Annotated in this window: 12 protein-coding genes and 1 pseudogene; 7 read left to right on the top strand and 6 right to left on the bottom strand. The window is 73.0% G+C overall.

From position 1 onward, the window contains the following. The 3 genes and pseudogenes from ACZ44S_RS32305 to ACZ44S_RS32295 form a co-directional block, all read right to left on the bottom strand. A pseudogene (locus tag ACZ44S_RS32305) lies at positions 1-123 on the bottom strand (dehypoxanthine futalosine cyclase); the annotation flags it as partial. Positions 124-192: 69 nt separating this feature from the next. Further along, positions 193-927, bottom strand: coding sequence for a prepilin peptidase (locus ACZ44S_RS32300; protein ID WP_466935427.1), 735 nt, complete (start codon positions 925-927; stop codon positions 193-195). Between the two features lie 157 nt (positions 928-1,084). Continuing rightward, entirely contained in the window at positions 1,085-1,318 is a 234-nt protein-coding gene (locus ACZ44S_RS32295) for a hypothetical protein (protein ID WP_466935425.1), read from the bottom strand. A gap of 94 nt (positions 1,319-1,412) precedes the next feature. On the opposite strand from ACZ44S_RS32295, the gene ACZ44S_RS32290 reads away from it, so the two are divergent. Genes ACZ44S_RS32290 through ACZ44S_RS32280 form a run of 3 tightly spaced genes read left to right on the top strand, consistent with a single transcriptional unit; the run spans position 1,413 to position 2,922 of the window. Continuing rightward, complete coding sequence (locus ACZ44S_RS32290) at positions 1,413-1,931, top strand: Scr1 family TA system antitoxin-like transcriptional regulator (protein ID WP_466935422.1); 519 nt, start codon at positions 1,413-1,415, stop codon at positions 1,929-1,931. Continuing rightward, positions 1,928-2,140: a DUF397 domain-containing protein gene (locus ACZ44S_RS32285; RefSeq protein ID WP_466935419.1), complete on the top strand. Its 213-nt coding sequence runs from the start codon at positions 1,928-1,930 to the stop codon at positions 2,138-2,140. Before ACZ44S_RS32290 ends, ACZ44S_RS32285 begins: the two co-directional genes overlap by 4 nt. Next, positions 2,137-2,922 (top strand): DUF8017 domain-containing protein, encoded by a 786-nt coding sequence (locus ACZ44S_RS32280; RefSeq protein WP_466935417.1) that lies wholly within the window; start codon positions 2,137-2,139, stop codon positions 2,920-2,922. Before ACZ44S_RS32285 ends, ACZ44S_RS32280 begins: the two co-directional genes overlap by 4 nt. Positions 2,923-2,925: 3 nt before the next feature. On the opposite strand, the gene ACZ44S_RS32275 is transcribed toward ACZ44S_RS32280, so the two are convergent. Then, a complete protein-coding gene (locus ACZ44S_RS32275; RefSeq protein WP_466935414.1) occupies positions 2,926-4,821 on the bottom strand; it encodes a serine/threonine-protein kinase in 1,896 nt (631 codons plus the stop codon). A 71-nt stretch (positions 4,822-4,892) separates the two neighbouring features. Further along, the gene (locus ACZ44S_RS32270; RefSeq protein ID WP_190167343.1) at positions 4,893-5,741 is read right to left on the bottom strand and encodes a menaquinone biosynthetic enzyme MqnA/MqnD family protein; all 849 of its coding nucleotides are present in this window, start codon (positions 5,739-5,741) and stop codon (positions 4,893-4,895) included. Between the two features lie 306 nt (positions 5,742-6,047). On the opposite strand from ACZ44S_RS32270, the gene ACZ44S_RS32265 reads away from it, so the two are divergent. After that, positions 6,048-6,251 carry a cold-shock protein gene (locus ACZ44S_RS32265; protein WP_003992177.1) on the top strand — a complete coding sequence of 68 codons (204 nt, stop codon included), beginning with the start codon at positions 6,048-6,050 and terminating at the stop codon, positions 6,249-6,251. A 121-nt stretch (positions 6,252-6,372) separates the two neighbouring features. Here the strand turns inward: ACZ44S_RS32265 and ACZ44S_RS32260 are convergent, their stop codons facing one another. Continuing rightward, positions 6,373-6,939, bottom strand: coding sequence for a helix-turn-helix domain-containing protein (locus ACZ44S_RS32260; protein WP_466935411.1), 567 nt, complete (start codon positions 6,937-6,939; stop codon positions 6,373-6,375). Positions 6,940-7,007: 68 nt separating this feature from the next. Between ACZ44S_RS32260 and ACZ44S_RS32255 the strand changes: the two genes are divergently transcribed. The 3 genes from ACZ44S_RS32255 (at position 7,008) to ACZ44S_RS32245 (ending at position 8,735) form a co-directional block, all read left to right on the top strand. Beyond that, entirely contained in the window at positions 7,008-7,706 is a 699-nt protein-coding gene (locus ACZ44S_RS32255) for an AzlC family ABC transporter permease (protein WP_466935409.1), read from the top strand. Continuing rightward, positions 7,703-8,017 (top strand): AzlD domain-containing protein, encoded by a 315-nt coding sequence (locus tag ACZ44S_RS32250; protein ID WP_466935406.1) that lies wholly within the window; start codon positions 7,703-7,705, stop codon positions 8,015-8,017. The genes ACZ44S_RS32255 and ACZ44S_RS32250 overlap by 4 nt, the downstream gene beginning before the upstream one ends. 64 nt (positions 8,018-8,081) lie before the next feature. After that, positions 8,082-8,735, top strand: a complete 654-nt coding sequence (locus tag ACZ44S_RS32245) for a class I SAM-dependent methyltransferase (RefSeq protein WP_466935403.1) — start codon at positions 8,082-8,084, stop codon at positions 8,733-8,735.

The raw sequence follows: 8,735 nt of genomic DNA, 5'->3' as shown, positions 1-8,735 counted from the left end.
GGCGGCCGCGCCCAGCGCGTGCAGCGGGGCGTCACGGTAGAGGTCGAGGGCCTCTTCGGGGGTGATCCGCCCACCGGCGGCGGCACGGTCGAGGATGGGCTGAAGGTCGGCCTTCTCGGTCACCGGCGTCCCTTTCGTAAGGGTTGTGGACAGACGGAATCAGCGTACGTCAGCCGGGTTCGCCGGTTGACGTCAGGCTGCGTACGCGCCGATCAGCAGCCCCGCGAGGGCACCGCTGATCAGGAACGGGCCGAACGGGATCGCCGTCTTGCGTCCCGCCCGCCGCGCGACGACCAGCGCACCCCCGTACAGCGCGCCGAGGACGAACCCGGCCAGGGTGCCGAGCATCACGGTCGGCCAGCCGTACCAGCCGAGCACGGCGCCCGCGCCGAGCGCGAGCTTCACATCGCCGAAGCCCATGCCACCGGGGTTGATGAGGAAGAGCACGAAGTAGCCGGCACCGAGCGCGAGCGCGCCCAGCAGGGCCGTCGTCCACTCCCCCGCGTGCTCCGGGAGGACGGAGGTCAGCCCCAGCAGGACCAGGGCGGCCACCGCGAACGGCAGGGTGAGCGGGTCGGGCAGCCGCTGCACCCGGAAGTCGACGACCGCCAGCAGGACCCCGACGGGCGCGAGCAGCAGCCACACCGCCAGTTCGGGCCGGGTGCCGGTAGCGGCGGCGAGGGCGGCGCAGACGAGGGCGGTGGCGACGGCGGGAGCGGCGCCCGGACCGTACGACGGCTGCGCGCACGGTCCGCACCGGGCGGGGCCGAGCCAGCCGTTCACCGGGTGCCCGGCCGGGCACGCCGTCCGCCACGCCTCCCCCGAGGGGGCGGAGAACCGGTAGGCCGCGCGGGGCAGCACCGCGCCGGCCGCCGCGCCCCACAGCGCGGCGACCACGATCAGCCAGACGCCCAGGTGCTCGCTCATCCCGCCGCGCCTCCAGGGAAGGTCCGCTGAGTCCCCAGGGATCCTATTGACTCGAACGGGCACAGTCGAAGGCCCGTCGTGCCCCGCCGCGCATATGGCACGTGGGCCCCGGATGCCGAGGGGATCAGGGGCCCACGAGGCGGCGTGCGTACGACGCTCAGTAGAGGGTGGCGTTCAGGTGGCCGTCGACCGAGACGCCCTGCGCGGAGACGGAGGCGCCGACGCCGGCGGTGACGCCGATGTCGCCCGCCTCGACGTGGACGCCGAGCGCGCCCGGCGCCGCGTGGATACCGAGGCCGAAGGTCGCGTCGGCACCGGCCCGGCCGCCGGAGACGAGGTCCAGTTCGGCGTCGGAGATCTCGGCCGTTGCCACCTGGGGGACGTGGTTCATGGCGCGCGTTTCCCTTCGTAGGAGCGGATCGTGTGGGGGGAGGAGGCCCTGATCAAAGCACGGGCGGAAAGGGTCGGCCAGCCGGTCGGCGGCGATGCGGCACGGTCCGGGCCCGCCACGTTCACGACTCCGACAGCACGGTCACCCACCGCCCCGATTCCTTCACGCACCCCGGCCTCCGACGGCCCCGACGGGCCCCTCCGCACCCCCAGCCACGCGACACCTGTGCAGATCCGCGGGATGTTCCGGGACCCACGTCAGGCGTGCGCAACGCGTCGTGCCGCCGGCTCCTCGTGTGGACCACCGGATGCAACGGTGCGCCGTGATCGAGGGTGACGCCCCGACACCGTACGAGACGACCATCCACGAGTTCGCGCTCCGGGTCCGCGTGGCCGACCGCCGCGTGGCCCGGGCGCAACTCCTCCGGATTCTGCGGCAGATCGAGGACGGCCACGTAGTCGTGCGCGTGGTCCCCACCGACCGGGACGGCGTTCGTCGACGCGGGGCCTCAACTGAACCAGCTTCGAACACTGTTCCGTACAGTGGAGAAGGCGTCGCTGGATCCCGCGGCTTCGCCGGATCTCATCCACCGTGTGACGAAGGAAAACCGTGAGACGAGCCATGACCGAGCCCCTGCGCCGGCGGAAGTCCTCGTTCTCCGGCGGCGGCGACGGCAACACCCGCGTGGCGATCGCGCCCGTGCGCACCCGGGTCGCCATACGCGACTCCCAGCACCCCGCCCACGGCCCCCTCTCCTTCCCGGCCGCCACGTTCGACGCCTTCGTCGAGGGGCTCGAGTCGGACATCGGCGACGCCGCATGAGCCGGGACCGGACCACGTTCGTCGCCGTCGTGGCGGCAGCCGCCGTCGTGGTCGCCTCGGCGGTGACCGGATACGCCCTGCTCGGCGGCGACGAGGACGACACGCCGGGTCCCGCGCCCACCGAGTCCGCCTCCGCACAGGAGGGTTCCGGCAGCTCCCGGGACCCCGACACGGGAGCCGCCACCGTCGAGGGCTGGAAGGTCGTGGTGAACCCGAGCGCGGGCATCGCCTTCGACGTTCCGCCTCAGTGGGCGCCCAAGTCCACCGGCTGGGTCACGTACGTCGCCGAGAACGACGACCCGGAGGAGAAGCCGCTGATCGCCATGCGCGCCCCCGCCTTCCTCCAGGAGGAGTGGTGCAGCTCGGACGAGGACAGGAACGGCGGTCTGGAACACACCCCGCTGGCCGCGGCGGGCTCCCGGCGCAACAGCGACGCCCGGAGCACCGAGGAGACAGCCGCCGCCGACCCCAAGGCCTGGGTGTACGGGCAGTACGCCCAGCCCGACGACACAAAGGTGAAGTCGGGCGCCGTCGAGCCGTTCACCACGAACTCCGGCATCAAGGGCACCCTCGGTGCCTCCTGGTCCGAAGGCGTCGACAGGACGGAGAAGTGCAGGACGAACGGCAAGGCGCTGACCTTCGCCTTCAGGAACACCGAAGGCGACCTGCTGTCGTGGTCGTTCTTCGGGGCCAAGGGCGTCACCGACGAGGTGCCGGACTCCGTCGTACGGAAGATCGCCGCCACGGTGCGGCTCCACGAGGCCGCCCCGTCCGGTTCGTGAGCCCTACCCGACCTTCGACAGCCGGGCCTTCGGGCGACCGGAGGGCTTGCTGTCGGACTCGTAGACGAGGTCGTCCCCGACCGGGGTGAGACGGACCGTGTGGGCTGCCTGGCTGCAGACGTCACGGTTGTACTCCGCGCCGACGGAGGCCGCGACGAGCTGCTTCTCCGTGACCTGCTTCAGCGTGAGTACGTCGTCGCAGACGCCGCCGAGTATGTCCGTGTGCCGCACGGTGCCCACCCGCTCGCCCGCCTTCGCTTCCTTGAGCGTCACCCGGAACGTGCCGAGCGGGATGGTGATGGACTCCCGGGAGGTGGCCTGACCCTCCCAGGCGCCGAGGTAACCGGCGAGGACGGTGGCGGACGGCTCCCGGGTCTCGGCTCCGTCGTCGGAACCCGCGTTGCCGCCGGACGACTTGCCCGTCCCCGGCAGCACGTCGAGCACGAACACGGAGCCGACGGTCACGGCCGCCAGCGCGCCCGCGACGGCGAGGGCGACCGTGCAGCTCACACGGCGGCCCTTGCCGCCGTCGCCGGGGGACGCGGTGGCCGCGACGGAGACGGAGAGCCTGCCGGGGCCGCCGGGGCGGGGGTGCGCCGTGGGCTGGGTCGGCGGGTGGGGGAGCGCGTCCGAGTCCGGCGGCACGCCGCCGTGGGAGGTCGCGGGCGGACTCCCGTACGCGGTCACGGGGCCGTGGGCGTCAGAGTTCGCGCGCCCCCGCACATTCCGGCTCGCGTGCGGGTCCGGCGGTGTGGCGCGTGGTACCGGGACGCCGGCCGCGTTCGGCCCCTCCGGTGCCGGCATCACCGGTGGCGGGCCGAAGGTTCCGGTCGACGCCGCTGCCGGGGTGCGGGCCTGCGACGGGCCGTGGCCGCCGCCGGCCGCACCCGCGGCCGGGAGGCCCGCGACCGACGGTTCGCCGCCCTCCGGAGGGCCGTCCTCCGGCGTCTCACCCACCGACGGCCTGCTGAATTCCAGGGGGCCCGACGGCCCCTCCCCCGCCGCGTCCAGGTTCAGCAGCTGCACCGCGCTCCGGCTGACCTGTTCCACCAGGGGCCCGGGCAGCCACCCGCCCGCCACCAGGCGGGCCGCGCCGCCCTCGGGGGCGAGACGGCGGGCCACCTCGGCCGGGGCCGGACGGGCGGCCGGGTCCTTGTCCAGGCAGGCCTCGGTCAGTTCGCGCACGTCGCCGTCCCACTCGCCCAGCTCGGGCGGTTCGTGCACGACCTTGTACAGCAGCGCCGCCGAGGAGTCGCCGGGGAAGGGCGGCCGGCCGGTCGCCGCGTACGCCAGAACGGCGCCCAGGGAGAAGACGTCCGCCGCGCCCGTCACGCCCTTGCCGAGGATCTGCTCGGGCGACATGTAACCGGGGGAACCGATCGAGACGCCGGTGGACGTCAGGGAGGCCGTGCCGTCCATGGCGCGCGCGATGCCGAAGTCGATCAGCAGGGGGCCGTCCAGGGTGAGGAGCACGTTGGACGGCTTCACGTCCCGGTGCACCAGGCCGAGTTCGTGCACCGCCGTCAGCGCCTCGGCCAGGCCCGCGCCCAGGGTCCGTACGGTGTGGGCGGGCAGGGGGCCGGCGTCGGTGACCGCGGCCGCGAGGGAGGGGCCGGCCGCGTAGGCGGTGGCGACCCACGGCACCCGGGCCTCGGGGTCGGCGTCCAGGACGGAGGCGGTCCAGGCGCCGCCGACCCGGCGTGCGGCGTCGATCTCGCGGCGGAAACGGGCGCGGAACTCCTCGTCCAGCGCGAAGTGCGGGTGCACGATCTTCACCGCGACGGTACGGCCCCCGGCGCTGCGGCCCAGATAGACCCGGCCCATGCCGCCCGAGCCCAGCCGGCCGAGCAGCCGGTACGGCCCCACCACCGTGGGCTCGTCCGTTTCGAGCGGCCGCATGGCGCCCACCCCTCCCCGTCACGCCCGTACGCCGGAACCTTCCAGCAGGGTAGTGGGCCGGGCCGCCGGCCTCACGGCTCCAGCAGATCCACCGTGACGTCCGCGGGGAACCCCGTCGTCGGTCCCACCCGGCGGGCGAACTCCGCGACCGCCTCCAGCTGCGGGGCGCCGAAGCTGAAGTCGAGGGTGGTGAAGTACTGGGCGAGGGTCTGCTCGTCGAAGGCCTCCCAGCGGGCCGCCTGCTCGGCGACCTTGCCGACCTCCTCCAGGGAGAGGTTGCGGGAGGCGAGGAACGCCTCGTGCACCTTGCGGGTGATGACCGGCTCGCGCTCGGCGTAGTCGCGCCGGGCCGCCCACACCGCGAAGACGAACGGCAGGCCCGTCCACTGCTTCCACAGCGCCCCCAGGTCGTGCACGTCGAGGCCGAAGCGGGGCCCGTCGAGCATGTTGGCGCGCAGGGCCGCGTCCCCGATCAGGACGGCCGCCTCGGCCTCCTGCATCATCAGGCTCAGGTCGGGCGGGCAGGTGTAGTAGTCGGGCCGTACGCCGTACCGCTCGGCGAGGAGGAGCTGGGCGAGCCGTACGGAGGTGCGGGAGGTCGACCCGAGGGCGACGCGGGCACCGTCGAGCCGGTCCAGCGGGACCTGCGAGACGATCACGCAGGACATCACCGGGCCGTCGCAGCCGACGGCGATGTCGGGGAAAGCGACGAGCCGGTCCGCGTGCTTGAGGTACTCGACCAGGGTGATGGGCCCGATGTCGAGGTCGCCCTGCACCAGCTGCTCGCTGAGCTTCTCAGGGGTGTCCTTCGTCAGCTCGAAGTCGAGGAGCGTGCCCGTTCTCGCGAGCCCCCAGTACAGGGGCAGGCAGTTCAGGAACTGGATGTGGCCGACGCGCGGCCGGGTGCGAGGATTGTCCACATCGCGAGGCTAGCCCTCGCCCGGAGCGGCGGGGCCTCCGCCCCCTCGTCCGCCTTTGGACGAATGGGACGGTGCGAGGGACGGGGCATGCAAACATTCGGGTGACGTGATCTTGGCCTCTCTTGCATTCGGGCGCCCGCGTGCTAGGCTCGTCGCAAGTTGCAGTTTGGTTTCCCTTGCAGTACAGAGCCTGCGGAGCATGTGACCGCGGGCTCTCGTCGTTCTCAGACGGATGCAGTTGTGCAGAATGGTCTTCACACTTGCTGGTTCTGGAGCAGGGCAACCCTTTGAGCCCAAGGAGGGCTTATGGCTACCGGAACCGTGAAGTGGTTCAACGCCGAAAAGGGCTTTGGTTTCATCGCCCAGGAAGGCGGCGGCCCGGACGTCTTCGTCCACTACTCCGCGATCAACGCGAGCGGTTTCCGCTCCCTCGAGGAGAACCAGCAGGTGTCCTTCGACGTCACGCAGGGTCCGAAGGGCCCGCAGGCGGAGAACGTCACCCCGGTCTGATCCTCCGATCCGGGAACGACTAGCAGTACCCAAGGAGCCCCACGCCGTCAGGCGACGGGGCTCCTGCCTTTTCCTGACACGGCCCTGGTTGAATTCCCGGCGAATTCCTCTCATACGCGTCTCATACGTGCTGCATGATGAGCACGAATTTCGTGCCGGGCTCCAGCGCCTCGTACGCGTGCGGAACATCCCCGCGATATGACATGTAGTCCCCCGGGCCCAGTTCCGCGCCCTCCTCTCCGGGCCCCGCCTTCAGCCGCCCGGCGCTGACCACGATGTGCTCCACCGTCCCCGGAATGTGCGGCTCGGAGTCGCGCACGCTCCCCGGTTCCAGCCCGACGGCGTAGATGTCGCGCCGCGCGCCCGGCGGGCTCGCCGACAGCAGGGTGGCGACGTAACTCGACTGCTCCGAGTGCACGGTGGGCCCCTGGCCCGCCCTGATCACCTGGACGGCGGAGGCCGGGGGCTCCACCAGCGTGCTGAACGGCACCCCGAGCGCCACCGCCAGCGCCCAGATCGTCTCCATGCTCGGGTTCCCGCTCGCCGCCTCCAGCTGGGACAGCGTGGACTTGGCGATCCCGGCCCGTTTGGCCAGCTCGGAGAGGGAGAGTCCGGCGCGGGTGCGTTCGCGGCGGAGGGCGGCGGCGATCCAGTCGAGGGGAAGGCGGGGCGGGGTGCCGTCAGTCATATCGTTCGCTCCAGGGGTCCGATCGTTCGGCTTGACGAACGTTCGCTCGTCTGTCCATTGTAGAAAACATGCGTTCGGCACAACGAACACCTTTCCTGTCCTCCCTCGACCCCGAGCTGCTCCGGGACGTGTCCCTGGTCTGCCTGGCCGGGGGCATCGTCGGCGTGTCCTTCGGCGCGATCGCCGTCGCCGGCGGGCTGCCGGTGTGGGTGCCGGTGGTGATGTCGCTGGTGGTCTACGCGGGCTCCGCCCAGTTCAGCGCCGTGGGCGTGCTGCTGGCCGGGGGCGGCCCGGTCGCGGCGGCGACCACGGGGCTGCTGCTCAACACCCGTACGGCCGCCTTCAGCCTCGCCGTCGCCGAGCACATCGGCCGGGGACGGCTCGCCCGGCTGGCCGGGGCGCACCTGGTGACCGACGAGACGGTGGCCTTCACCCTGGCCCAGCACGACCCGGCCCGGCGGCGGGCGGCGTTCTGGATCTCGGGGCTCGGGATGTTCGCCGTGTGGAACGCCGGGGTGCTGGTGGGAGCGCTGGCCGGCAGCGCGCTGGGCGACACGGCGCGCTACGGCCTGGACGCGGCCTTCCCCGCCGTACTGGCCGCCCTGGTGCTCCCCGCCCTGCGCAAGGACGCCGACGTCCGCCGGGCCGCGCTGCCCGGCGCGGCACTGGCCCTGGCGGTCACCCCGGTGGTGCCCGCGGGAGTGCCGGTGCTGCTGGCCCTGGCGGGGCTGGTCCTCCACGGGCGCGGACGGCGGCGGTCCGCATGAGCGCGACGGTCGCGGTGGTCCTGGTGCTGGCGGTCGGGACGTATGCCTTCCGCCTGGTGGGACCCGCGCTGCACGGGCGGGTGGAACTGCCGGTCCGGGTGCGGGACCTGCTGTCCGCCGGCGCGGTGGTCCTGCTGGTGGCGCTGCTGGCGACGGGGGCGCTCACCGAGGGCGGGGGGTTCGCGGGCTGGGCCCGCCCGGCCGGGGTGCTCACGGCCGGGGCACTGGCCTGGCGGGGGGCGCCGTTCGCGGTGGTCGTCCTCGGCGCGACGGCCACGACCGCCGTGCTGCGCGGCCTGGGCATCACCTGACCCCCGCACCCCGGCCCGCGCCGTGAGTACGTGGTGTCAGTGGGCGCGGGTAGGGTCACCGGCCATGACCGCTGCCGACGCCGACCACGTGGTCGCCACCCGTACCTTCTACGACGCCATCGCCGAGGACTACGCCGCCCTGTTCCACGACGCCCTCGCCGCCATGCCCCTGGACCGGGCGCAGCTGGCCGGATTCGCCGAACTGGTCGGCGCGGGTGGCCGGGTGGCCGACCTGGGGTGCGGTCCCGGCCGGGTGACCGCGCATCTCGCCTCCCTCGACCTCTCCGTCTTCGGCCTCGACCTGTCGGAGGGGATGCTCGCGATCGCCCGCCGGGAGAACCCCGGCCTGCGCTTCGAACAGGGCTCGATGCAGCAGCTGGACCTGCCCGACGGCGCCCTCGACGGCGTGGTCTCCTACTACTCCACCATCCACACCCCGCAGCACGAACTGCCCGCGATCTACGCGGAGTTCCGCAGAGTCCTGACGCCCGGGGGCCATCTGCTGCTCGCGTTCCAGTGCGGTGACGAACCCCGCCGCCACGACCGGCCCTTCGGCCGACCGGTCTCCCTCGACTTCCGGCGGCTGCGGCCGGAGCGGATCGCCGGGCTGCTGGAGGAGGCGGGCTTCCGCATCGTCCAGCGCACGGTGCGCGCGGCCGACCCGGACCGGGACGAGACCACCCCGCACGCGTTCCTCATCGCCCGCACACCGGCTTGA

Source organism: Streptomyces malachitofuscus (genome assembly GCF_055571035.1).
This window is presented reverse-complemented; position numbering and strand designations above follow the sequence as displayed.